This is a genomic window from Cryobacterium sp. N21, assembly GCF_002929575.1.
In the GTDB taxonomy this organism is placed as follows: Bacteria; Actinomycetota; Actinomycetes; order Actinomycetales; family Microbacteriaceae; genus Cryobacterium; species Cryobacterium flavum.
Window position 1 is genome coordinate 491,032 of the sequence record NZ_PJJQ01000036.1, and the last position, 23,065, is coordinate 514,096.

24 protein-coding genes and 4 pseudogenes are annotated in these 23,065 nt (G+C 63.0%); 11 read left to right on the top strand and 17 right to left on the bottom strand.

Annotation, left to right across the window (positions count from 1 at the left end; translation table 11 throughout):
* Nucleotides 1-98 precede the first annotated feature (98 nt).
* The 8 genes from CXY77_RS18975 to chrA all read right to left on the bottom strand — a co-directional run bounded on the left by CXY77_RS18975 (nt 99) and on the right by chrA (nt 7,852).
* Complete coding sequence (locus CXY77_RS18975; RefSeq protein ID WP_158252894.1) at nt 99-1,064, bottom strand: F510_1955 family glycosylhydrolase; 966 nt, start codon at nt 1,062-1,064, stop codon at nt 99-101.
* Nucleotides 1,057-2,142 carry a M23 family metallopeptidase gene (locus CXY77_RS18980; RefSeq protein ID WP_140425586.1) on the bottom strand — a complete coding sequence of 362 codons (1,086 nt, stop codon included), beginning with the start codon at nt 2,140-2,142 and terminating at the stop codon, nt 1,057-1,059. Before CXY77_RS18980 ends, CXY77_RS18975 begins: the two co-directional genes overlap by 8 nt.
* Before the next feature lie 160 nt (nt 2,143-2,302).
* Nucleotides 2,303-3,100, bottom strand: a complete 798-nt coding sequence (locus CXY77_RS18985) for a M23 family metallopeptidase (protein ID WP_092342094.1) — start codon at nt 3,098-3,100, stop codon at nt 2,303-2,305.
* Between the two features lie 198 nt (nt 3,101-3,298).
* Entirely contained in the window at nt 3,299-3,901 is a 603-nt protein-coding gene (locus CXY77_RS18990; protein ID WP_104090235.1) for a DUF305 domain-containing protein, read from the bottom strand.
* A 94-nt stretch (nt 3,902-3,995) separates the two neighbouring features.
* Nucleotides 3,996-4,454, bottom strand: a complete 459-nt coding sequence (locus CXY77_RS20010) for a hypothetical protein (RefSeq protein WP_134505341.1) — start codon at nt 4,452-4,454, stop codon at nt 3,996-3,998.
* Between the two features lie 165 nt (nt 4,455-4,619).
* The gene (locus CXY77_RS19000) at nt 4,620-5,858 is read right to left on the bottom strand and encodes an MFS transporter (RefSeq protein ID WP_092342183.1); all 1,239 of its coding nucleotides are present in this window, start codon (nt 5,856-5,858) and stop codon (nt 4,620-4,622) included.
* Entirely contained in the window at nt 5,851-6,243 is a 393-nt protein-coding gene (locus CXY77_RS19005; RefSeq protein WP_092342088.1) for a metalloregulator ArsR/SmtB family transcription factor, read from the bottom strand. The genes CXY77_RS19000 and CXY77_RS19005 overlap by 8 nt, the downstream gene beginning before the upstream one ends.
* 394 nt (nt 6,244-6,637) lie before the next feature.
* Nucleotides 6,638-7,852 (bottom strand): chromate efflux transporter, encoded by a 1,215-nt coding sequence (gene chrA / locus CXY77_RS19010; protein WP_092342087.1) that lies wholly within the window; start codon nt 7,850-7,852, stop codon nt 6,638-6,640.
* 501 nt (nt 7,853-8,353) lie between these two features.
* On the opposite strand from chrA, the gene CXY77_RS19015 reads away from it, so the two are divergent.
* The 5 genes and pseudogenes from CXY77_RS19015 (at nt 8,354) to CXY77_RS19035 (ending at nt 11,572) form a co-directional block, all read left to right on the top strand.
* Entirely contained in the window at nt 8,354-8,605 is a 252-nt protein-coding gene (locus CXY77_RS19015) for a helix-turn-helix domain-containing protein (RefSeq protein ID WP_233197520.1), read from the top strand.
* Between the two features lie 419 nt (nt 8,606-9,024).
* Complete coding sequence (locus CXY77_RS19020) at nt 9,025-9,873, top strand: alpha/beta fold hydrolase (protein ID WP_092342083.1); 849 nt, start codon at nt 9,025-9,027, stop codon at nt 9,871-9,873.
* Between the two features lie 113 nt (nt 9,874-9,986).
* Nucleotides 9,987-10,364 (top strand): annotated as a pseudogene (locus tag CXY77_RS20800) (patatin-like phospholipase family protein); the annotation flags it as partial.
* Between the two features lie 51 nt (nt 10,365-10,415).
* A pseudogene (locus CXY77_RS19030) lies at nt 10,416-10,770 on the top strand (NAD(+)--rifampin ADP-ribosyltransferase).
* Between the two features lie 340 nt (nt 10,771-11,110).
* Nucleotides 11,111-11,572 carry an SRPBCC domain-containing protein gene (locus CXY77_RS19035; protein WP_134505340.1) on the top strand — a complete coding sequence of 154 codons (462 nt, stop codon included), beginning with the start codon at nt 11,111-11,113 and terminating at the stop codon, nt 11,570-11,572.
* Between the two features lie 437 nt (nt 11,573-12,009).
* Here CXY77_RS19035 and CXY77_RS19040 read toward each other — a convergent pair.
* Both CXY77_RS19040 and CXY77_RS19045 read right to left on the bottom strand, forming a co-directional pair.
* Nucleotides 12,010-12,607 (bottom strand): annotated as a pseudogene (locus CXY77_RS19040) (transposase); the annotation flags it as partial.
* Nucleotides 12,608-12,857: 250 nt separating this feature from the next.
* Nucleotides 12,858-13,994, bottom strand: a complete 1,137-nt coding sequence (locus CXY77_RS19045; protein WP_233197521.1) for an LCP family protein — start codon at nt 13,992-13,994, stop codon at nt 12,858-12,860.
* A 308-nt stretch (nt 13,995-14,302) separates the two neighbouring features.
* Here CXY77_RS19045 and CXY77_RS21165 point away from each other — a divergent pair, with 308 nt between their 5' ends.
* Both CXY77_RS21165 and CXY77_RS21170 read left to right on the top strand, forming a co-directional pair.
* A complete protein-coding gene (locus tag CXY77_RS21165; protein ID WP_369831318.1) occupies nt 14,303-14,470 on the top strand; it encodes a hypothetical protein in 168 nt (55 codons plus the stop codon).
* 50 nt (nt 14,471-14,520) lie between these two features.
* Nucleotides 14,521-14,709, top strand: a complete 189-nt coding sequence (locus tag CXY77_RS21170; protein ID WP_338061607.1) for a hypothetical protein — start codon at nt 14,521-14,523, stop codon at nt 14,707-14,709.
* A gap of 52 nt (nt 14,710-14,761) precedes the next feature.
* On the opposite strand, the gene CXY77_RS19055 is transcribed toward CXY77_RS21170, so the two are convergent.
* Entirely contained in the window at nt 14,762-15,817 is a 1,056-nt protein-coding gene (locus CXY77_RS19055) for a hypothetical protein (protein ID WP_092342259.1), read from the bottom strand.
* Nucleotides 15,818-15,919: 102 nt separating this feature from the next.
* Entirely contained in the window at nt 15,920-16,834 is a 915-nt protein-coding gene (locus CXY77_RS19060; protein ID WP_092342257.1) for a DUF808 domain-containing protein, read from the bottom strand.
* Nucleotides 16,835-17,115: 281 nt separating this feature from the next.
* Here CXY77_RS19060 and CXY77_RS19065 point away from each other — a divergent pair, with 281 nt between their 5' ends.
* Both CXY77_RS19065 and CXY77_RS19070 read left to right on the top strand, forming a co-directional pair.
* The gene (locus CXY77_RS19065) at nt 17,116-17,676 is read left to right on the top strand and encodes a dienelactone hydrolase family protein (RefSeq protein WP_199181954.1); all 561 of its coding nucleotides are present in this window, start codon (nt 17,116-17,118) and stop codon (nt 17,674-17,676) included.
* A gap of 64 nt (nt 17,677-17,740) precedes the next feature.
* Nucleotides 17,741-18,151 carry a hypothetical protein gene (locus CXY77_RS19070; RefSeq protein ID WP_092342255.1) on the top strand — a complete coding sequence of 137 codons (411 nt, stop codon included), beginning with the start codon at nt 17,741-17,743 and terminating at the stop codon, nt 18,149-18,151.
* A gap of 136 nt (nt 18,152-18,287) precedes the next feature.
* Here CXY77_RS19070 and CXY77_RS19075 read toward each other — a convergent pair whose 3' ends face one another.
* Nucleotides 18,288-18,731: a YdeI/OmpD-associated family protein gene (locus tag CXY77_RS19075; RefSeq protein ID WP_104130735.1), complete on the bottom strand. Its 444-nt coding sequence runs from the start codon at nt 18,729-18,731 to the stop codon at nt 18,288-18,290.
* 94 nt (nt 18,732-18,825) lie between these two features.
* On the opposite strand from CXY77_RS19075, the gene CXY77_RS19080 reads away from it, so the two are divergent.
* Complete coding sequence (locus CXY77_RS19080; RefSeq protein WP_092342251.1) at nt 18,826-19,467, top strand: NADPH-dependent F420 reductase; 642 nt, start codon at nt 18,826-18,828, stop codon at nt 19,465-19,467.
* Between the two features lie 545 nt (nt 19,468-20,012).
* Here CXY77_RS19080 and CXY77_RS19085 read toward each other — a convergent pair.
* The 4 genes and pseudogenes from CXY77_RS19085 to CXY77_RS19100 form a co-directional block, all read right to left on the bottom strand.
* Entirely contained in the window at nt 20,013-20,723 is a 711-nt protein-coding gene (locus CXY77_RS19085) for a response regulator transcription factor (RefSeq protein WP_092342249.1), read from the bottom strand.
* The gene (locus CXY77_RS19090; RefSeq protein WP_233197522.1) at nt 20,720-21,301 is read right to left on the bottom strand and encodes a sensor histidine kinase KdpD; all 582 of its coding nucleotides are present in this window, start codon (nt 21,299-21,301) and stop codon (nt 20,720-20,722) included. The genes CXY77_RS19085 and CXY77_RS19090 overlap by 4 nt, the downstream gene beginning before the upstream one ends.
* Before the next feature lie 26 nt (nt 21,302-21,327).
* Nucleotides 21,328-21,999: pseudogene (locus tag CXY77_RS19095) on the bottom strand (potassium-transporting ATPase subunit KdpA); the annotation flags it as partial.
* Nucleotides 21,999-22,088, bottom strand: coding sequence for a potassium-transporting ATPase subunit F (locus CXY77_RS19100; protein ID WP_092342245.1), 90 nt, complete (start codon nt 22,086-22,088; stop codon nt 21,999-22,001). The pseudogene CXY77_RS19095 and the gene CXY77_RS19100, both read right to left, overlap by 1 nt.
* A 399-nt stretch (nt 22,089-22,487) precedes the next feature.
* Here CXY77_RS19100 and CXY77_RS19105 point away from each other — a divergent pair, with 399 nt between their 5' ends.
* On the top strand, nt 22,488-22,988 hold the full coding sequence (locus tag CXY77_RS19105) for a hypothetical protein (protein WP_092342267.1): 501 nt from the start codon (nt 22,488-22,490) through the stop codon (nt 22,986-22,988).
* Nucleotides 22,989-23,065 lie beyond the last annotated feature (77 nt).

Sequence of the window (23,065 nt, forward strand, 5' to 3'; positions counted from 1 at the left end):
GGACGCAGTGAGAGACTCCGAGGAATGAGTTCATCAAGTTTCCTTCAGTCGACGAGGTGGAGGTTGGTCGTATGGCTGGTGTCGGCAGATGGTGGGTGTCAGTCAGCCAATGAAATCAATGAGGTCCACGTGACACCACCATCGTCGCTGGCGGCGATGCCGGCGGCATCCGCGACGAGGAGCCAGGGGGAGGGGCCGCCGACAACGGTGAACGCTTCGGATATGCGGCCGGTGGTGCCGGTTTGTGTCCACGTATCGGCGGTCTGCCGCCAAACCGCACCGTTCGGATCGATACCGACCAATTGGGTGTCGGTGTCGGTTTCGACAACATCCAGGAGGAGGAGCGCTGGCGCGCCGACGATTAGGGCGAACGTTCGGCCTGCATCGGTGCTCATCATGAGACCGTCTGCTGTTGTCGCGTAGAGTCGATCGGCCTGGGACGGATCCGCAGCCAGGTCGCGCAGCGCGAGGACCGCTCCAGAGGACCAAGTGAGGCCGGAATCGTCGCTGACAGCGATCGCCCCGGCACCCGCGTCGTAGCCGTAGACGCGCAGGGTGCCGTCTTCGAGAGCGACGGCATCTAGATCGTGAAAATCTGTTTCGCCCGCCAGTGAGAGCGCCGTCCAGGACTTCGCGCCATCGGTGCTGGAAATGAGTCCCAAATTCGGAAGCGCCAAGTCGCTCGGTTTGGTTGGATCGGGATGACCAGACGCCAGCAATTGACCGGGCCCAGCGACGGTAAAGCCCATCGTGTCTTGCGCCAGACCGGCTATCTGAATCGGTTGCGTCGTATCGGGTCGGGGCGCCCCCGCCAGATAGCTATCCGCAAGAACTCCGGTTGGGACGAGCCATACCCCATGGTGCGTGGCCGCATAGGTCTCTCCTGTCAGTGGATCGGCTCCGAGGCCGTGCACGTGCTCGAAGGCGTTCGGAACCGGAGCGGTGACGAGCGACCCCGCTGCCGAGTTCGAAGCGCTGGCCGAACAACCGGTGATGGCAACCAGGCCAACGAGCAGCAGGGTTAGGGCGAGGAACCGGCGTGGAGAACGGGGCAATCTAACCAAGGGAGACTCCCCGATCGCTCATAAAGGTTTGCGGATTGACGCGGGCACCATTGACTCGTGTTTCAAAATGCACGTGGCAGCCCGAGGACGCACCTGTCGTGCCCACGAGCGCAATGGTGGCGCCGGTGGAAACCTGCTGTCCGGCGCTGACCAAGAGGGAACTGTTGTGTGCGTAGCCGGTTTGGGTGCCGTCACCGTGGTCGATGAGAACCCAATTGCCGTAGGAGCCGAGCCAGCCTGCGTAGACGACCGTTCCAGCGGATGCGGCATAAACGTTGCTCCCGCAGCCTGCGGCGATGTCGGTTCCATAATGGAACGCACCGACCCCGGCTACCGGTTTGTTGGGGCGAGCTCCGTATGCCGAGCTAATCCATCCCGACACGGGCAAGGTCCAGCCCTGTCCGTTGGGTGTGCTGCCACCGCCCGCAGGCCTGCTCGCTGTTGCGGCCGCGGCCGCGGCCGCAACCTGTTCAGCTCGCGCTTTGGCGGCAGCAGCTTCGGCCGCTCGGCGAATTACTTCGCCCGCGGTATAGTCGGCCTCTGTCGCGGCTCGATCCTCCGTCAGCACTGCAAGCTGAGCCTGCAGGGTTCCGGCTACTTCTTGCTGGTCGGCCAGCGCCGTCTCAACGCGAATGCTCGAGGCCATCGCCTCAGCCAGCGCGGTCTGGGCCGTCTCGGCCAGCTCGCCCAGCGCTTGCTGGGCGATCTGGGCCTGATCGGTAAGTGATCGGGCAGAATTTCGGTCGGCCGCCGCGGAATCATAGACCAGACTCATTCGCTCCGTCAGCTTGCTCATCGAGCCAAGTTGATTCAGGAGGTCGCTGGCGCTGGACCCATCCACGAACAGGGACAGCGACAGATCGCTGTTCCCCGTGCGAGCGAGCATCGCCGCCAGTCGGCCGGCCTGCTCTCCGGAGACGACGGCAGCGGCCGAGGCCTCATCGGCTTGATTCTGCAAGTTGGTCGCCCTCAAGGTTGCCCCGTCGAACGCGCTTTGGGCGGCTTCATAGTCGGTCGCGCGCCGATCTGCTTCCGCACGGGCGGCATCCACTTCGGTCGTGAGACCCGAGATCAGCACGGTTAACTCCGTGACCTGCGCTTGTTTGCTGGCTTCGGACGATCGAGCACTTTCCACATCAGACCAGCTCGGATACTCAACCGCCTGGGCAGGCCCGGCGATTCCGAGTAACGACAATACCGTCACCGCGACAACTGCGACCCTCGTGAAAGTCCTGTGCTTAGCCAAGAGAGACCCCCCGAGCGTTCATGAATGGTTCCGCATCGATGCGTTCACCGTCGACGCGTGTTTCAAAATGTACGTGGCAACCGCTGGATGCACCGGTTGATCCCACGATCGCGATGATCTCACCGGCCACAACCAGCTGACCGGAGTCCACGAGAAGCTGACTGTTGTGGGCATATCCCGTCTCGACACCGTTGCCGTGGTCGATGAGAATCCAGTTGCCGTAGGAGCCCTGGTAGCCCGAGGTGACAACTTTGCCTCCTGTAGCCGCGAAGACGGGCTGGCCGCAGGGTGCCGCTATGTCGGTTCCGTTGTGGAAGTCGCCGACACCATCAACAGGCTTGTTCGGGCGAGAACCGAACGGGCTCGATATCCGGCCCAAAACCGGTAAGGCCCAGCCTTCATCGCTGATCTGGCCCGGGCTCAGGCTCGCCCACTCCCCATTGCTGGCGTGGTCGGTGTACGAGGCCGGTTCGGGCGCTTCCGTGATGGTGTATCCGTCGCGTTCGATGAGAACGGATGCTGCCCCAGCGGCGCTGACGCTTTGCAGATCGTCCGTCGGGGCGGCGCTGCTGGCTGCGGCGGCCTGTGGCGTGTTCGTCTTGACCACGAGCGCGGGCAGGGACGTGCTGATCGCGAAGAGTGCGATCATCGCCATGGCGCTGCCGGCCGCAGCACGTTGGCGAAGCGGGATCTGCCGAGGAACAACCTTCGCGGGTGGGGCAGCTTCCGATGGGCCGGATCGGCCCGTCCGCAGCATGGCTTCCATGGCGCGCAGATCGCGTCGCGCCATGGGTGGAGTGGCGCCGGAGATGTGGGGCGCCGTAGCGACGTGACCGGTGCTATCCACGGATCACCGCGCTAGCGAGGTGAGCCAGAGGGGGAGTGTGACGGTGATGCATACTTATGTCCTTGCGGGTCATTCGGGAAACGAAGGCTGGGCTCCACGGGCGCTCTCTTCCAAAGAAGAGCGCGCCCCGAACGTGTCGCTTTAGAGCGACGCGAGGAGCTCGGCCATGACGGCAATTTCAGCCGTCTGCGACTTGACAATGTTGGCGGCCATCGCCTGGGCGTCCGCATTCTCACCATCATCGACTTCGAGCTGCGCCATCGCGACAGCGCCCTCATGGTGCACCGTCATCTGTTCGAGGAACAGGGTGGCGGCCTCGATTCCTGAGGCGTCCTGCAAGGCCATCATGTCGTCGTCAGACATCATTCCGTCGGAGCCGCCACCCATGCCGGACATGCCGTCCATGCCCGACATGCTGCTGTCATCCTCGCCCCACGCCGTCAACCAGTCTTTCAGCTGCGTGATCTCGGGTTCCTGGGCAGCCTTGATCTCGGTTGCGAGATCGGTGACGCTTTGGTCGATACCGTCCTTGGCGAGGAGGTCATCGCTCATTTGAACGGCCTGCTCGTGATGGGGGATCATCATCTGCGCGAAGGTTACGTCCGCTGAATTGAAGGCCGCTGTGGTTTGGCTGGCCGAGGGGCTTACTGAATCGGTGGCGGGACTGCCACCGGCACAGGAGCTGAGAGTCAGTGTGGCCGCGAGTGCCACAGCCGCATACAGAAAAGTTCGTGGTTTGAGCATCGTTCATCCATTCGTCGATAAGTTGTAGACATCGAGTGGCCGTGGGCACGGCGTAGTTCCGAGGCCATGTGCTGGCTCGGAACTACCTCTCGGTTTAAACGCGACAGATGGAGAGACGGGTGAGGCTGGGGCGCTGAGCCGGCAGAGCGCTGGTGCGCCAGGAGTTCAAGAGGTGGCTGCCGGCATCGAGCAGGCGCCGATACGTGGCCGGAAGCCGAGTCAGAAAAACCATGACGACGAGGGTCAGTAGCAGGACGCACGTCATTGCCAGCAGAGCGCAATCAAGCATTCCGTTCAGGCTTCCGGACGTGATAGCCGCGACCACGGGAGCGGCCATGACAGCAGTCATTCCCATCACTGAAGATTGCTCAGTGGTAGCCGATGAAGCAGCAACATTTGATGACGCGGTGGCTGGCGTGTGCATGGAATGCCCGGTCGCCTCGGAATGAATGGCAAAAACAGCAAAAAGCAGCGCGGCCAAAGCAAGCAACGAGACGAAAGGCGACACAGAGACGGGTGCAAACAGCCGTCCTACCGCACGCTTCAGCGTCATTTCACCTACTTCTCTGCACTCAGTCCATGACTGAACTGCCAATGTCTTCCTTCGCAGAGTACCCCACCGTGAGCAGCGAATCCTGAATGCCAGTTTTACCAAAGCACTGCCACGGATCTGGACACCCCCTTCCGCGGGCAGCACGACACGCAGCGCGCCCTTCTCTCAGACCGCGATTGGCGCGTCCATCGGTGATGAGGTTGTTGCCTGAGCTGTCCACGCACGAAGCGCGATGATGCCTGCGACTATTCCGATGCCGGCGAGTACCGCTGCAGTGGGTGCCAATCCGAGCAGGGCGCCGAGGATCCCGGCGAGAGGGTAGGTGACGATGAAGCAGGCGTGCGAGAGCGAGAACTGTGCAGCAAAGACGGCCGGTCGATTCGGTTCGTCGGACGAGCGGCGCAACAGTCGTGCCGACGGAGTCAGAATGAGCGCGGTCGCGGCGCCGAGCACGAACCAGATCAGGAGAAGACCAGACCAGGTCAAGGTGGTTGTTGGCAAAGAAACAACGCCGGCGAGGGCCAGAAGCCCCACTGGTAAGACAGAGCAGCCGAGCAGCATGACGGTTCGGTCGGCGAAGCGCTCGAGTACCCGGGGCAGCGCGAGCGCGACGAGCATGGACCCGAATCCGTAGCAGGCCAGGGCGATCGCGAAGTCGGACTGAGCGCGGCCGAAGTGGCTTTGCACAAGCACGACGGTGTTGACGATGACCATGCCGGTCGACGTCGCGACGACCATGTTCATAGCGAGTAGAGCGCGCAATTGCGGTGTGCGCCAGAAAACGCGTGCGCCGCGGGTGAGGCGCTCCCAGAACGGTGTCGGAGAGGAGACATGGTGTGCCGGCAGGGTTGCTGTGAGCACAAGCAGGGCGGAGCCGACGAAGCCTACGACAGTTCCCACGAACAGGGAGTGGTAGCTGATCACGGTCAACAGAGCGGCGGCCAGAATCGGGCTCAGGAGGGATTCGAGGTCGTAGGCCAAACGAGACAACGACAGCGCCCGGGTGTAGTCGCTCTCTTTCGGAAGTACGGCCGGGATGAGGGCCTGAAATGCCGGGGTGAACGTGGCCGAGGCGGCCTGCAGCACGAAGATGAGCACATAAATCTGCCAGGCCTCAGTGACGAACGGCAGACAGAGCGCGACGATCGCGCGCAGCACATCCGCTGACACCAGCAGAGTCTTGCGCGGCACGTGCGCTGTCAGGGCGGAGATCACCGGCGCGATTCCGACATAGGCGACCATTTTGATGGTCAGTGCGATGCCGAGCACGATGCCGGCGTCGCCGCCGGCCAGGTCGAAGGCGAGCAGGCCCAAAGCTACGGTGAGCAGTCCGGTGCCGACCAACGCCACGATCTGCGCGCTGAACAACCGGCGATACGTTCGGTTGCGCAGAACCTCAAGCATGAGCGCCCGCATCGTGGGCCGCAGCCGACGTCTCAAGCGGAAGCCGGTGGTGCGCCGGTGTGCCCTCGACCGCATGTTCAGCCTGGAAAATCGCATCCGCGACGAGCTGGCGGGCATGCTCATCGGCCAGACGGTAGAACACCCGCGTGCCCTCGCGGCGGGTCGCCACGATACGCCCCAGCCGCAGCTTCGCGAGGTGCTGGGATACGGCCGCTTGAGACTTGTTGACTGTCTCGGCGAGCTCGTTGACCGACAACTCCGTGTCGCGGAGGGCAAGAATGATGCGGATACGTGTGGCATCGGCGAGCATCGCAAAGACTTCCACGGCCAGCTCGACGTACTCTCCATCAGAATCAAGCGCACACATCTTCTTATCTGCATTCATACGCAGATTATTGCACAGTATCCGCTGTCAGGACAGTGGCGTTGGCCGGATGGGATCGACGGTCCAAGCCACAGATGAGACCCGAACGACTCGGAGCCCGCCCTGGTTGTCACGTCTTCCGTAGACCCGAATGCGCGGTATGGCGTTCATGCACATGGCGGCTTTGGCCGAGATATACCTGACCATCAAACGCGAGATTTAAGGTTGCGGAATTGACCATATTGTTTCGAGAGATAGTTACAAGAAACTTCAAGCCGCACAAGCCAAGCCGAGTGTTGGAGTAGACCGCGGCGGCATCGCGCCGCGTCATAGCGGGAATGAGACAGTCATCCCCGTGTCGAATCTCATTCAAGGGGGGGGCGCTAACGTCGTTGGAGCCGGGATCGCTATCTGTTTAAAGCATTTCTTCGGGCAGAAGAGTAAGCACTATCCCGCCGACAGCACCGACGCCTACGACAGCCCAAGCCGGTATGCGCCACGCGATGAGCAGCACGAAACACAAGAGAGCCAGGACGAATGGGGCAGGACCCGTGATCGAATTTGTAAAAACTGGGTCATACAAGGCTGCGGCGAGGATACCGACAACTGCAGCGTTCGCGCCGCGCATGAGCGCTTGCGCCCATGCTCGCAATCGAAACGCATTCCAGAACGGTAATACCCCGATGAAGACAAGTAATCCTGGCAGGAACACACCAATTAAGGCGAGAGTGGCACCTGCGGTACCGCCCGGGCCCACGGCTGAGACGGTGCCGAGATACGCAGCGAATGTGAACAAAGGGCCGGGTAGCGCCTGCGCCGCGCTGTATCCGGTGAGAAATTGATCCGGAGAAACCCATCCCGGATCCAGGACTCCGGCTTGCAACAACGGCAAAACGACGTGACCGCCGCCAAACACCAGCGCCCCGGCCCGGTAGAACGCGTCGAACACTTCAATCGTCTCCCATTCGGTCGCGGCAGCCGCAACCGGTAACGCGACCAGCAAGATTGCGAAGAGCGACAGGCAAACCCATCCGACGGCACGGGAGACCGGGAATCGGATCATTTCAGTCACGGTGCCGGAGCCAGCACGGCACCAGATCAGGCCAGCACACGCGCCCGCCACAAGAGCGATGATCTGACCCATTGGTCCCGCGAGCAGAAGCGCGATGAGAACAGCAATCACTGCGATGGAAGCGCGAGCAGGATCGGGGGTAAGCATACGTGCCATTCCCCAGACAGCCTGAGCGACAATCGCTACGGCGACGATCGTGAGTCCAAGGATGATCCCGGAACCAATCTCGCCGTGAAATACGCTCGCACCGTAGCCGAAAGCCACCATCAGGACGGCAGAGGGGAGAGTGAAAGCGAGGAACGCGGCGATAGCCCCCAGCGGCCCTGCTCGGTACAGGCCCAGACCGAATCCGACCTGGCTCGACGCAGGGCCCGGGAGGAACTGCCCGAGCGCGACGAGATCTGAGTAATCGCTATCGCTTAGCCATCTGCGGCGTTGGACCAACTCCTCACGGAAATATGCGAGATGTGCCACCGGGCCCCCGAAGGATGTTAATCCCATTCTCAAAAATACCCAGAAGACCTCCCAGGCGCTCTTACGCACGCGAGGTTCAACCATGCGGCCTTCCGAGGCTATTGTTTGGCCCACTCCCCACGCGTTCGGCCTGATGTTCCGCTTGTGAGTTACTTTTCTGGACACAAATGAAGTGTCGCACGCTCCGGTTAACGAGCGGATACCCCCTGCACCGCAGGGAGATCGCCAAGATACGTGACGTGCTGGACCAAGGTCCAGAGGTTAGGGGTTAGGGGTTAGAGGTTAGAGGTTAGAGGTGAGAAAGTAGAACAAGAAACCGAGAGGAAACGCCACTCCGGCGAGGACGATGAGCTCTCCATCGCAGTCGTGTGCCCCAGCCGGTGCGGGGCGTCATTCTGTTCGGCCTTGATCAGGACTCTCGTTAAGAGCCATGGCGACAGCCCGGCCAATGATCGGGTTCGATCACCTCTGCCGAAAATTTGACGGTCATATAGCCATCGGTAGCTTCGACGGCGATAATACCGCCAGCCAGGCTGAAGGGTTTAAGAACGTCGGAAGGAGTTTGTCCTGGCTGCACGTGGAGAAGTGAAGGGCCCAGAGGGTCTCGGTCGAATGCTGCAGCGGGGCCGTCTCGTAAGCGGTCTGACGCAGCGCGATCTCGCGGAGAGGTTGGACACCGACCAGAAGTACATCTGGGGTTTGGAGTCCGGCAAGAACACCATCGTGATCGAGCGCATCTTTGCGATCATGCGGGAGACCGGTATTCGCATGTACATGGAGGTCGATCCAGGCACCGACGGGCCCCAAGACGATGTTGTGGACGAGCCCCATGGGTGACTTGCGCGTCGAGCAATACGGCGAGTTGGTCGGGCATCTGGTCGGTGCGCACGCTGTGATTCTCAGTTGACGGCGTCGGGCTGGCTGCCGGCGATCTGAGCGAGGGCGGCCAAGTGGCCTTCGAGCGTTTTTCGCCCATCGACCGTGAGCGTGTGTGTTGAAGACGCTCGGGCGCAGCCATTTCGTGAAGCTGCTTTCCGGCTGAGAGCCGATTGCGGCATCCGCTCCTGGTGGCCATTCGTTCGGTGCGGCTCAATCACGGGCAGGAAGGCAGCTAACGGCGGTGCGACGCCTTCGCCCTGGAGTTCGCGTGCACCCCCAGGTCGGGCAGGACTCAGCTTTCTCCTAGCAAACTCGGATTACGCCCCGCAACTATCCCGACTACGTTCGGGGCACCATACCAATTTCAAGGAGAGACCATGCCCTTCATCACCGTTCCCGCGCCAAATGAAACCGATGTCGAACTGCATTACGAGGACGCAGGCGCCGGTAAGCCCGTCGTGCTGATTCACGGCTGGCCACTCAGTGGCAGGTCGTGGGAGGGCCAGGTGCCCGCACTCGTGGACGCCGGCTACCGGGTGATCACCTATGACCGTCGCGGGTTCGGCCAGTCGTCCCAGCCTTGGAACGGATACGACTACGACACGTTCGCTGCGGACCTGAAGGTCGTGCTCGACACCCTCGACCTGCACGAGGTCACCCTCATCGGATTCTCGATGGGCGGCGGTGAGCTCGCCCGCTACGTCGGCACTCATGGCACCGACCGCGTGGCGAAACTCGTCTTCGCCAGCGCAGTAACTCCGTATCTCTGGAAGTCGGAGGACAACCCCGAGGGCGGTGTCGACGCCGGCCTGGCTCAGTGGTTCCACGACGGCCTGACTGGCGACCGGCCGGCATTTCTGCACGAATTTCTTGAAATGTTCTTCACGGCCGGTAAGCCCTCGTTGGTCAACAAGCCTAAGGTCAGCTCCGAGCAGATTGCCTACAACCGCGACATCGCAGAAATAGCGTCACCGAAGGGCACGCTCGACTGTACGACCGCGTTTGCGACGACGGATTTTCGCGACGACCTGACGAAAATCACCGTGCCTACTCTGGTCATCCACGGCGACTCCGACACGATCGTGCCGTTTGAGGTCAGCGGTAAGCGTACTCACGAGGCCATCGCCGGCAGTGAACTCGTGCTGATCGAAGGTGCTCCGCACGGTCTCACCGTGTCGCACACGGACGAATGGAACCGGCACGTTCTCGAGTTTCTCGCGAAGTAGAGACTCGAGGAGAGCCCGTCGCTGATCGGTGGCGGGCTCTCCTCCGCCCGGGGTCGGACTCGACTCGGCCCGCGCGCAAAATCACCGTGGCACGTCGAGCTGCAACCGGTTGCGGAGTCGAATTGACTGATGCCGTCGCCGCCAGCTGCGCCAGTGGCCTTCCGTACCGAATCGACGATATCCGCTACATCGACGGCGGCTACCGATCGAACGCCGAGAATGCTCATCTGGCCGCCGGATACGGACGGGTGCTGGTGCTGTCACCGTTCGGCGGCAAATCATTGACGCCGCTGCCCTGGGGAGTGCATCTCGCCACTCAGATCGCCGAGCTCCGCGCCGAGGGCAGCACGGTCGAAACGATCTTTCCAGAAGAGGGCTCCGAGCACCTGTTCGGTGTTCACGCGATGAATCTGTCGCTTCGGCCGCTCGCTGCTCGGGCTGGATACGAGCAGGGCACAGCAAGCGCTGACTACCTCGCCGAATTCTGGCGGCGTCGTGGACCCTACGGTTCGAGTTCAGATCTGCTACCAACTGTTGTGGAGGTGACGATGACCGGCGAGCCCAAACCATTCGATGTCTACGAACCCGGTGTTCTGTTGCATGGGACAAAAGCAGACTTGGCGCTGGGCGACCTGTTAGTTGCTGGTCGCGACTCGAATTTCGAAGCCGGGAGGCGAGCGAACCATGTCTACCTGACGGAAACGCTGGACGCCGCAACCGGGGGCGCTGAACTGGCAGTTCCCCGGCAATCCGACTCACTCTTACCGCACCCGCGAACCGGTGGAAGTGGTCGGTGAACTCCTCGATTGGATTGGGAACTCGCCGGTTCAGGTGCAGTCGATGCGAGATAGTCTCGCCGCTCTCACCCGGAAAGGCCGCGCGGTCATCGACGACTAGGCCATTCGGTGATATCGCAGGTGGATCAATCGGTTGATCGACGGGCGCTCTCCTAGTCGATGGCAACGAAAGGATTGAGCAAACCGGGCTCTTCCGAATACCAGTGCTGGACTGGGGGAACCACGCCTGGCGACTGTTTAAGCTCGTAAGGCGTACACGCACCATGGGCGCCAAAGGACCGACCTCTGATGCGTTGCCCCTCGCGTTCATGGCGCTCGCCCGGCCGTGAACAGATACGCAATCATGGGTAGGCTCGATGAGGTGCGTTTGCAGAACCTGTTGACGTGCCGCTCTGCGGGCACTGTCCCGTCGCGCTCGGCTTGAATGTGAAGGAAACACCGTGTCTGATCACGCAAGAATCAAGGGGCACACAGTGACCCGCACCGTGCACATCGGAGCCTCGCGCGTGCACGTGTGGAAGGCGCTGACCGACCCCGAGGTGATGGTCAAGTGGTTTGGCGACGGTGTGGGGTTCGCCGCGCTCGAGCCCGGTGCAACGGGCAGCATCGACTGGGATGACTACGGCAGTTTCCCGATCGAAATCACCGAGGTCGTGCCCGACGGCTCGTTCGGCTTCCGTTGGTCGGGAATCCCCGCCGAACAGCTCGACGAGTACTCGACGCACGTGCGCTTCACCCTCGCCGATGCTGGTTCCGGGACGGATGTCACGGTGATCGAATCGGGCTTCGACACACTCCCCGGCGGCACCCGCTACCGTCGCGAACGACTTGAGCAGAACCGAGAGGGCTGGGACGTCGAACTCGACGAACTCGCGCTCCTATTCGAGGTTGTCTCGGAGTAGTTAACGATTACAGGGGAGTCGCTTGACGAGTGGGTCACGTTGCTCGGCCTCTCCCGTTTCGTCAATCTGCCCTTGGTGAGCGTTTCAGGACTAACAGTCAGTACCGTCATTCCACCAGGACGCTATGCGACTTGGTTATGACAATCACGGCGCCGCGAGATTCGGGCGATTTGGAAAGGCGAAAAGGGGGACTGGTGACACGTCCCATAGTCCTAGGGCGGTTTCGAGACACGATGAATGAGCGCAGTAGGCTTCGAGCATGACGCGTCTTGACCAAGCTGAGTCCGATGCAGAGTCCAAGGGCACCAGCACCGCCTATCTCGGCGGCGCCATCGTCACGTCCCGCTGAGTGGTGGAGTTTCTCGACACCGTGCAGGTCAGTGGTTCTGATTATGCCGCAGTGAGTTCGGGAACGGGAATCCCCCTGTGAGGATGCTGGCGTCGACGGTTGCGAGGGCGTCGTGGAGCATCTGGGCGACCTTGGGGGTGGGAGTGTTCGAGCATGCGGGTGACCTCGTCGAACTGGGCCTGAACGTGCTTGGCGTCCGGCTGGGCGAAGATCGTGCGGATGACGCTGGCGACCATTTCCTGGCTGGCCCGCGGGACGATCGAGAGAATATTTCGCATTTGATGGACACGGCAGCGTTGCCAACTGGCGCCTTGGAATACGGTGCCGATGGCTTTCTTCAATCCGGTGTGGGCGTCGGAGATGACGAGCTTCACGCCGTCGAGACCGCTGGTCTTCAACGACCGGAGGAAGCTGGTCCAGAACGCCTCGGTCTCGCTATCACCGACATCGAAGCCGAGGACCTCGCGGCGCATCGGCGGCCACGCCGATGGCGACGACCAAAGCCTGGGAGATGACACAGTGGTTGACGCGGGCCTTGCAATACGTGGCGTCGAGAAACACGTAGGGGTACCCGGTCACGCCGAGGTACCGGTCACGAAACACAGCGACTTCCCGTCGAGATCGGCGCAAATCCGGAACACTTCGGACTTGGAGATGCCGGTATCGGCGTCGTGAGCGCCGATCACGCCAATGTCCCATCGTCCCGGGTGCGCTGAGACGTCTGGACGGAGTTCCAGAACGGTGTTCGCGCTGATCGCGAGCACGATCAGCCCGGCCCTGAACAAAAGGACCACGCCGCCGGGGGAGGCGAGCAGCGTCGCGCTGAAGTCCCTGGTGCTGTATTTCTCTGCGGATGCGACGTGGTTCGGTTTCAGGAAGGCTCGAGACGTGTGCGTGGCCGCGCAGTGTCGGCTCCGGACTATCGACAGACTGCCATCACCTGATGGCCGCTTCGGCACACGAGTCGTCCTGCGCCGTTTGGCCGGTAAGACCGTCCAGCGGCTGAACGGTCGGTACTGGTGCAGGGACGGCGGTTTCGCCCGGTTCCGGCGTTGACGTTTCGACCGGCACTGCGGAATCCGTTGTCGGTTCTGGAGTGGAGGTCGTTCCCGGGAGAGTGAAGGGCTGATCGGCTGCGAGTTTGGTGAACATCTCAGCGGCCACGGATTCCACCGGAACGACCTTGCCCGGAAAATCGGGATCCTCGGTGGTGCCGGGATATTGCACGAACAGCAGTCGGTCCAGATCGATGTCCTTAAGCGCCAGGGCCATCGATACCATCGTGTCGATGTCGGCCAACGAGGTCGACAACTGAATGTTGGTGGCTGCAGCATTGGCTAGTCTGACCAGGGTGGGGATGCTGGTCAGGGTTCCGTTGCCCTGCACGGTGCGCATGAGTGAGGCCATGTAGATTTGCTGCGAGGAGATTCGTGCCAGATCGCTGCGGTCGCCGACGCCCTTGCGGCTGCGCAGGAACGCGAGCGCGGTGTCTCCGGCGACGATGCTGGTGCCCGAGGGCAGGTCCAGTCCCGCAGCGGGGTCGTTGATGGCTGCATTCAGGCAGATGGGAACGCCGCCGACGGCGTCGCTCATCTGCACGACCCCGTCGAACGAGATCAGCCCGGCGTAGGGGATGGTCAGCCCGGTCAACTCGGACACTGTTTTGACCACGCAGGGGAGTCCGCCACGAGACATCGCCTCGTTGACGGGCCGTGCGGCCATCGCCGAAAACTCGGTGCCGCTCGCGGCATCCGTGCAGGCGGGGTGCGCCACGATGAGATCGCGGGGGATGCTCACAACGACCGCGTTGCTGTGGTCGGCAGACACGTGCACGAGAATGTTCACATCGTTGAGAGTGCCGTCACGTTCACCGTACGCCGCGCTTTGCGTTGCATCGTTGTCGATGCCGACCAGGAGAATGTTGAAACCGTTTTCGTAGCTTTCGAGCTGTGGCACGGGCGCGGCCGTGTCACCCGTGGTGATGTCGATCGCGTTGTCGTCGACCGTCTTGCTGAAGCTCCACACCGCCACCGTAACCACCGCTGACGTGCTCGCTACGACAACGGCCAGCACGGTCGCCACCAGTCTGAGGGCGGCAGCATATGGATTCGAGCGTGTCAGCCGCCCGTGACGTGCTACTCCGACGATCCGCTTGCTTCGCCTGCCCGCGTCAACCACAGAGCTCCGTTCGTTGTATCCGATCAAGCCCCTCGACGTTGCGCTGGACCATTCCGAGGGTATCGCGCCTCCCGGGGATGACCGTGTTCACGCCCGCCCGGACTTCTGTGCGTCATGATTCCGCTGTAGGCTCCCTTCGTCTGTGCAGAAAGAACATCTGGAGGCTGCCCATGCCGCGAATCAAGCGGTTCGATCATGTTGGTGTGACCGTTCAGGATCTCGACCAGATGACGGCGTTCTTTGTTGGACTGGGCCTCGAGATCGAGGGCCGCACCTTCGTGGAGGGCAACTTTATATACATCGTCACCGCGATTCCCAACTCACGTTCAGAAATGGTCATGCTGAAGACGCCTGAGTGGGGACGGCGGTAGAGCTTTCCAGTTTTGTTCGACCGCATCCCGTACCGGGATCGCCCGACGCCATGGCCAACGAGCTCGGGCTCCGCAGCCTGTCGTTCGAAGTCGAGAATCTTCAAGCGCTGGTCGACCGGCTGGCCACGGAAGGGTACAGTCTGGTCGGCGGCATCGGCGAGTATGAGGGTGTCTGGCGCTTGGCGTACGTGCGAGGCCCGGAGGGAATCATTGTGGCTTTGGCGGAGCGGATGCGCTGACGCAGACGCGGCGTACCGGTTTACCGCGATAGCCAGCCAGCGGGCAGCTTGACTACGGTGCGACGTAGGCGGACACTGTTGGCACGTGCGGCGAGGTACTAGACATGACCATGCCGTCGGCCAACCATGTTGCCGTCAGATCGAGAAGCACGCGTGGCCCGGTCGCCTCGGGGTCGAGGGTACCCAAAACCACGGCGTTGAGGCGCAGGCCGTTCTCGGCAATCTCGCTGGCAGCCGCGCAGATACTCGTCGCGGTGAGGTCGACCTGTTGCACCACGAGGCAGTACGGGCCGGAACCGAGCCGGGCCAGGTAAATTCCGTAGGAGCCTCGAGGCGTGAGTCCGGAGGGTCGCACCATGCTGTAAGACGGTCCGAGGTCGGCCAATTCACCGGCCGAGGGGTCGACCGGTTGGTCGAAAAGCCCGGCAATGGCGCCGACCGCCGCTTCGTTCGGCAGCACGCCGGGTGTGTTCTCAGCTGAGCTGGGGCCGGCAGTGGCCGAAGAGCCGTTCTCGAACGTGGCCATGATGCCCTGCTGCAGCGCCTGGGCACCGAGCGTGCCCAAGACGCCAGCGGCCACCCCTGCGGCCAGCAAGATTGAACGCCAACGCACTCGGCCGGCCAGCGGCCGGTCATCGGTGACCGCGTTCGTGGATCCGTCGGCGGGTGGGGGAGCGGCGACACCGGACGCGAGATCCTTGGTGACCGCCATCGTGGTGGCACCCGCATCAGTCAGATCGGTACCGAACCGTTCCAGCAACTGGGCGACGGCATCCGCGCGCGCAGCGAGGTGCACGGTGAGCTGCCGCAGTCGGTGCTCGCTGGCTGTCGCACGCACGGTCGATCCAGCCTCCGTGCGTTCGAGCTGCGGCTCGGGCATTGCTGCGCGGGAGAAAACACTGGACTGCAGCTCCACCAGGTGCACTGCCGGGTCGATCTCGCCGGCGGGTGTCGGCTGTAACGGATGCGCGGCCCACCACAGCGCGTCCATCACGTCGTGTGCGTCCCGGTTGGTACCGATCAGGGTGGCAAATTCCTGGTCGAGATCCGCTCGCAGGGCATCGTTTCTTTCCGCGGCCGCTCGTAACTGGAGCGCCAGATTGTTCACTCGTCCCCGCATCGTTTACTTCACCCTATCGCTCGGCCGCCTGCCCCTTGGTAGCTCGGCACTGCCGTCCAGGCGCTACGTGGCGTGCTGTACGGATGAAGGCTAGATATTCGGGGTGGAGACTTCCTTGGTCGTAACGGGAGGTTTACTGCGTTTTAGGAGACCCGACAGTGCGAAAGTGATCCCGGCGATGATGAGCCCGAGAGTCAGGCCGAACACGGCCGACAAGCCAGTGTCGGTGAGCCAGACGACAGCCGGGCCGGCGGATTCGACCGAGTGCGTGACGACATGGAGCAGGTCGTAGGGGCCGTGCCAGAACGTCTCTGCGAGGTTTGCGATGACCAAGTGGCCGCCGACCCAGAGCATGGCGACCGTTCCAATGATGCCGATCACACGGAACACGGTGGGCATCGATGCCACGATGCGTGCGCCGGTACGTCGCACCTGGCGGGCGGGGTTCTCCATCAAAGCCAGGCCAATGTCGTCGATCTTGACCAATAGTGCGACGGCACCGTAGACGAGCGCGGTCATGCCGAGACCGATGACCACCAGGGCGCCGAGGGTCATCCAGATGCCGAAGTCGGGGTCGAGGCTGGCCAGCGCGATCAGCATGATCTCGGTGCTGAGGATGAGGTCGGTGCGGATTGCGCCGAAAATGAGCTTGCCCTCATCGCGGGATTCCGTCTCGTCGGCGACGTGATGGGTGCCGAACCATTCGGTGACTTTCTCCGCACCTTCGAAGCATAGGTAGGTCCCGCCGAAGATCAGCAGAAACGGCAACACCCACGGTGCGAACGCGGACAGAAGAAGCGCGAGCGGGATGATAATGACGAACTTGTTGAACAGGCTGCCCAGCGCGATGCGCCAGACAACATGGAGTTCGCGTGCCGGCGAGAGCCCCTGCACATACTGCGGCGTGACGGCCGCATCGTCGATGACGACGCCCGCGGTCTTTGCGCTCGCCTTGAGGGCGGCCGTGAGTATGTCATCGACGACAGCAAGCAGGCCGACAGACATGTGGTACTCCTCGGGTGGGGCATCGCGCTCGCACGATGCAATGGCGGTGAGGTCCAGATTACCGTGGGGAGGTGAGCGAGAGTCGTCAGGGTGGATTCAGGCGAGCGGATGCTCACGCTCGGCACCGCTCGCCGCCGCCAAGTGGTGGTCACCCGACCTGCTTGCGGGGTCAGAAGTCGAGTCGGCGGCCGAAGCTCCGTTGGCTCGGGGGCGGGCAGAGCAGAAGGCCTCACGGCCGAGCTGCACCATCTCATGGGGCTGGAGCCCGGCTGAATGCGCGGATGCGTCCTCGAGCACCGCTCGACACGGAAACATCCCTCTTTGCCGACGAACTGCGCAGGGCCGGGCATGTCGTTCACACACCCGACCTGTTCGATGGCCGTACCTTTGAAACCATAGACGAGGGCGTTGGCTACGCCGAGCAGGTCGGCTTCGGCGACCTGATTGACCGCGGCGCACAGGCGGTCGCGGGCCTACCCGGAGACCTGATCTATGCGGGATTCTCCCTCGGGGTGCTCCCCGCCCAGAAGCTGGCGCAGACGCGCTCGGGCGCACGCGGGGCGCTGCTGTACTATTCCTGCGTTCCAGTATCCGAATTCAGCGCAGCCTGGCCGGATGACGTTCCGGTACAAGTGCACGGCATGGACGCCGACCCGATCTTCGTTGGCGAGGGTGACATCGATGCTGCCCGTGCGCTCGTCGAGTCGACGGACGCGGCGGAACTATTTCTCTACCCCGGAGACCAGCACTATTTCGCCGACAGCTCGTTGCCGTCGTATGACGCGGAGGCCGCCGCGCTGTCGCTGCACCGCACGCTCGTGTTTCTTCACTCAACCGCATAAAACGGATGTCCGAGACGCCGCCTACACTAAATGGCGTAGATCGGCCCCTGGAAAGGAACAAACCATGAGCACCACCTTCAGCAAAGAGGAAAAGGCAGCCATGCGGGCGGCTGTGGCCGAGGAGAAGGCCGCCAAGGCCGGTGCCGACCTGGCGGCAGCCTGCCTCGCTGCAATCGCCGACTTGACCGGCACAGACAAGGAGTTGGCCGAGACCCTGCACACGCTGGTTACGAGCCACACGAATCTGGCCGGGAAGACCTGGTACGGCATGCCGGCCTACGCCGATGGCGATGGCAAGGTGGTGGTGTTCTTTCAGAGCGCCGCGAAGTTCAAGGTGCGCTACGCCACCATCGGCTTTCAGCCAGACGCGCACCTTGACGACGGCGATTTCTGGCCGACCTCCTACGCCGTCACCAAGCTGACCAACGCCGATCAGGATCGGCTGGTGGCATTGCTCAAGAAAGCCGTTGGCTAGCGCGACTTCACGCGCGCCCAGATCTGCGCCGTCCCGCGCAGGTCAGGCATCAAGCTTGACGCCGCGCGCGAGTCGGCAGACGGCCAGCATCGACAGAAAGGTTGCCTGATCGCCCAGGAACCGATCGTCAGAGGGCTCAGGACACCCCGCGAAGGTCGGCGATCGTCTTCCCGACGCGACGCGCGCGGGTGTCGTCACCCTTCGCATCCGCGATGGCCCGAGCATATTCTTTGCGGCGGCTGTAGGACAGCCTGTTCCAGGCGGCAGTAGCGTCGGAATCCTCCGCGAGCGCCAGTGCGAGCGGCGGCGGCACCTCGACCTCCCGCGGCTCGTCGTCACGCACAATAGTGACCTCCACGGCGTCTCCGCCGCCGAGTCCAGAGGCAGCCCGGTGTTCAGCACTCAGTCCCACGAGATTGAGCCCGCCCATGACAGCGGTCGTGTTGCGATAGCTGTACGTGCAGTTGAGCGTGATCAACACGGGAACGCGTTTGCCGCCGAGTTCTGCGACGACCGCGTCCGGGATCACGATGCCGATGTTGTTGCCGTTTTGCAATAAATTCGTGGTGAATCGAGGCATCAGTTGCGTACCGTTCCCTTCTCAGCGCCGACCCCGCCTCTCCGCGCGGCCGCACGGCGGGAACATTTTTGGGGTCGCTATCGTTGTCGCCAGTATGACAACTATTGGAATCATCGGTGCAGGAAACATTGGCAGCCAGGTCGCGCGAAAGGCGATTGAGAGTGGCTATGACGTCGTAATCAGCAATTCCCGAGGACCGGAAACCCTGGCAGACCTCGTGGCGGAACTGGGTCCGAAGGCGAGCGCCGGGTCCGCAGCGCAGGCCGCCGAGGCCGCCGACGTGGCGGTCGTCACCGTGCCGCTGAAGGCCTACGCGAACGTGCCCGTCGAACCCCTATCCGGCAAGATCGTCATCGACACCAATAACTACTATTTCGAACGCGATGGACACATCGACGCCCTCGACAATGGCCAGGCGACCGTGACGGGCATGTTGCAGAAGCACCTGCCAACGTCTCGCGTGGCCAAGGGATTTAACCACATCACGGCCGCCGACATCACCGCGGATTCCTTCCCGACCGGGGACTCCGAGCGGCGCGCGCTGGCCACGTCCTCTGACTTTGCGGATGCCTCTGCCTTCGTTACCAAGCTCTACGACGAATTCGGCTTCGACACCGTCAATATCGGCCCCCTCGCCGAAAGCTGGCGCGTCGAGCGTGACCGCCCCGCCTATGGCGTGCGTCAGAACATCGCAGAGCTCGAGGCCAACCTGGCGAAGGCGCCGCGCACCGTCTGACCCAGCCCGGTGAACGGAGAAGTCACCTGGATCCGCACACGTCCGCCGACGAAGATTCCCACACTTGGTGGACCCACAGTGTTGGCGAGCGGCCTGTTTCTGCCGCTCAGTCTGGGCGTCGGGGCGGGCGGCACAGCCTATGTCTCGCAGAACGCACTGGGGGTGCTCACCAAGGTCAGTCCCGAAGGCACGACGTTGCGAGTGCCAACCCCGGCGGTGAACTCGGGGCCGTCTCCGTGCGTAACGGCACCGTCTACTACTCGACCAACACGCACCGCATCGGCGCTGTACTCGATGCCGGCGGGCGGTGTGGCCGCACCGTTGGCCGATCTCTTCGCCTATGAGAGCACGGCGAACCCGGCCGAGGTCAACACCTATGGGTTCGTCGACCTGCCGCAGTCCTGCCTCGACCAGTTCGATCCAGCGGCACCTACCGGCCCAGCCACCTATGCCGGAATCGTCGATACCCACCCCTACGCCAGCCTTCCTTTGGATGACGGCGTGTATGTAGCGGATGCCGGTGCTAACGCCGTTCTCAAGGTCGGTTACGACGGAACGGTGAGCACGGCCGCCGTACTCCCGGCCGGTGACCCGATCGTGGTTACTCCCGAGATCGCTGCCGGAGTCGGCTTCCCCGCCGGCACCGCCTCGAGTTTCTTGCGCAGCTGCGCAACGCAGAGCCGCAGATAGCCGGAGTCGTTGGTGTGGTGGGGCCCCCACACCTCGCTCAGCAGGAGCTCGCGAGTGACCAGCTTGCCGGGGTTGCGCAGCAGAACTTCTAGAATGCGCCACTCGGTTGGGGCGAGTCGAATGACCTCCGATGCCGCACCGGTCACCCGCTTGGCGGCGAGATCGACGGTGACGGCGCCGAACTGCACCACCGGTTCGTCGCCGACCGACGGCACGCGCCGGGTGAGAGCGCGGATTCGGGCGAGCAGTTCCTCGATGGAGAACGGTTTCGTAACGTAATCGTCGGCGCCGAGGTCGAGGGCGTCGACCTTGTCGGCGGCCCCGGTGCGGCCGGAGACCACGAGAATCGGCACCTGACTCCACCCCCGCACCGCCTCGATCACGGCCAGACCGTCGAGGCGCGGCATTCCGAGGTCGAGCATGACCAGGTCGGGGTGCTGTTCGATGACGGCATTGAGCGCGTCGGCGCCATCGCCGGCCGTGATGATCTCGTAGCCGCGCGCGCCGAGCGTGATGCGCAGAGCGCGCAGAATTTGCGGATCGTCGTCGGCGATGAGAATCTTCATTTGGGTTCCTCCCCGGCCGGGCCGTCCGGAATAGCCGTCAGGTTGTCGGTGTCGCCCAGTCTCTGGAACGGTACGAAGACATCCGCTCGCCGCCCGGCGGGAATTCCCGGTCCGTGGTCGGTCACTCGAATTTCCACCTGACCGGCGAACTCGCTGGCCGAGATCCGCACGCGCGTTCCGGCGGGAGCAAAGCGGATGCCGTTGGCCACGACGTTCACGATGGCCCGCTGCAACAGCCCCGCGTCGGCTAGAACCATGCTGAGCTGGGGGCCGAGGTCCAGGTCGACCTGCTCGGGACCGAGTTCGAGCTCGTCGAGGGCCGGAAGAACCACGACGGCCACATCGACCGGGCCCCGCCGCACGGCCAGCGCGCCGGCCTGCAGTCGGCTCACATCGAGCAGGTTCGTGATGAGCGCCGAGAGCGATTCCAGACTTTCGTCGGCGGTCGCGAGCAACTCGGCGCGGTCGTCGGCGCTCAGCGCAACGTCGGTGGCGCGCAGCCCGCTCACGGCCGCGGTGGCCGACGCGAACGGGCGACGCAGGTCATGTCCGACGGCAGCGAGCAGGGCGCTCCGCACCCGGTCGGCCTCGGCTAGCGGCGCGATCGCATCGCCTCCTGTGAAGCGACCGGCCCACCGGGCAGCGACTGGGTCGCGCCGCTCAGGGTCGTGATGGTTGTGAAGCCGCTCACGTTCTGAATCATGCCGGCAGCGATGAGCACGATCGCGGCCACAATGGACAACGGCAACAGCAGGCGCAGGATGCCGCGGGTCAGGTCCACCCAGAAATTGCCGATCGTGCCGGCCCGTACGGCAGCGAACGCCCGCACGAGGGCTATGGCCACGCACAGGCCGACCGCGGCCGAAACGAAGTTCTGCACGGCCAGGCCGAGAAGCTGCACCGAATACCCCATGGTGACGTCGGGGGAGTAGGACTGCCAGTTGGCGTTGGTGACAAACGAGATGGCGGTATTGAACGAGAGCCCTTCCGGGATAGCCGGAAAGCCGAGGGCGTAGGGCAATACGGCCTGCAGCCGCTGGAGGCCGTAGAGCAGCAGTACTCCGACGAAGGAGATCGCCAGCGCACTGCGCAGATAGGATTGCCAGGTCTGTTCGGAGCGCGGATCGACACCGATCAGTCGGTAGAAGCCGCGCTCGATGCGCAGGTTCCGCCGGCTGGTGTAGATGAGCGCTATGTAGTCACCGAGCGGGCGATAGATGAGGGCGAGAACCAGAGCCACGGTTGCCGCCTGCAGGGCAACCAACCAGTTATCCATTAGAACGACTCCGGCTTTATTAGGGCAACGAGCAGGTAGACGATGGCGGCCACGGTCAGACCGGCGGCAATGACCGAGAACACGATCACAGTTTCTCGACCCCCCAGGCGACAAACGCGACGAGGGCGAACAGGGCACAGACGCCCAGGAGATAGACAAGGTCGAGCATGAAAGCTCCTTCTGCGGCGGCGAGAGATAGACGTGGCGGCGCGGGTTGTGTGCTGCACCGGAGAAAGTAGACACCCGCCGGGAACGGGACGGGACGATCCTCACGACTTCCATACGCCGCACGCCGCAAAGCTAACGACATTGCCGCGGGCAAAGGTCGTCGGACAAATCCTTCTGGCCACTGAACCATTCCCCGTGGTAACTCGTGGTAGCTCCAAGGACCCCTCTGCCTCGCACCACAGCACCGATACCACTCATCGAATAGCAACACTTCATCACGCACCAATTCGAAAAGCGTGCACCGAGAGAAGGAAGCAATCATGAACAGCAGAATTTGGCTCAAGGTCGGGCCCGTCGTCGGGGCGGTTGCGCTCAGCGTTCTTGCGCTGACCGCATGCTCGCAGGGAACGACGGCACCGGCTGCCGACACATCAAGTTCATCCAGTGCGACGAGTGACGCCGCCGACAAGCCGGCTCTGGCCACCGCGGACAGTTCGCTCGGCACGATCGTCGTCGATACCGCCGGGATGACCCTGTATGTGTTCGACAAGGACGTCGCCGACTCCGGCAAGAGTACCTGCGAGGGCGAATGCCTCGTCAAATGGCCAGCCGTCATCGCCGAATCCGACACCCCCACCGTTGACGGTGTGACCGGCACGGTCGGTGTCATCACCCGCACCGACGGCACCAAGCAAGTCACCCTCAATGGGCTTCCGCTCTACTACTGGGCGGGCGACGCTGCTGCCGGTGACACCACCGGCGAGGGTGTTGGCGGCGTTTGGTGGGTTGTCGCTCCCAACGGCGACAAGATCGCTGGATAACGTCCTCAATCAGGCGTCGTCTCGCAGACCCCGTACCTGTCGGCACCGCGAAGCCGAGGGGTACGGGTGCTCCGGCA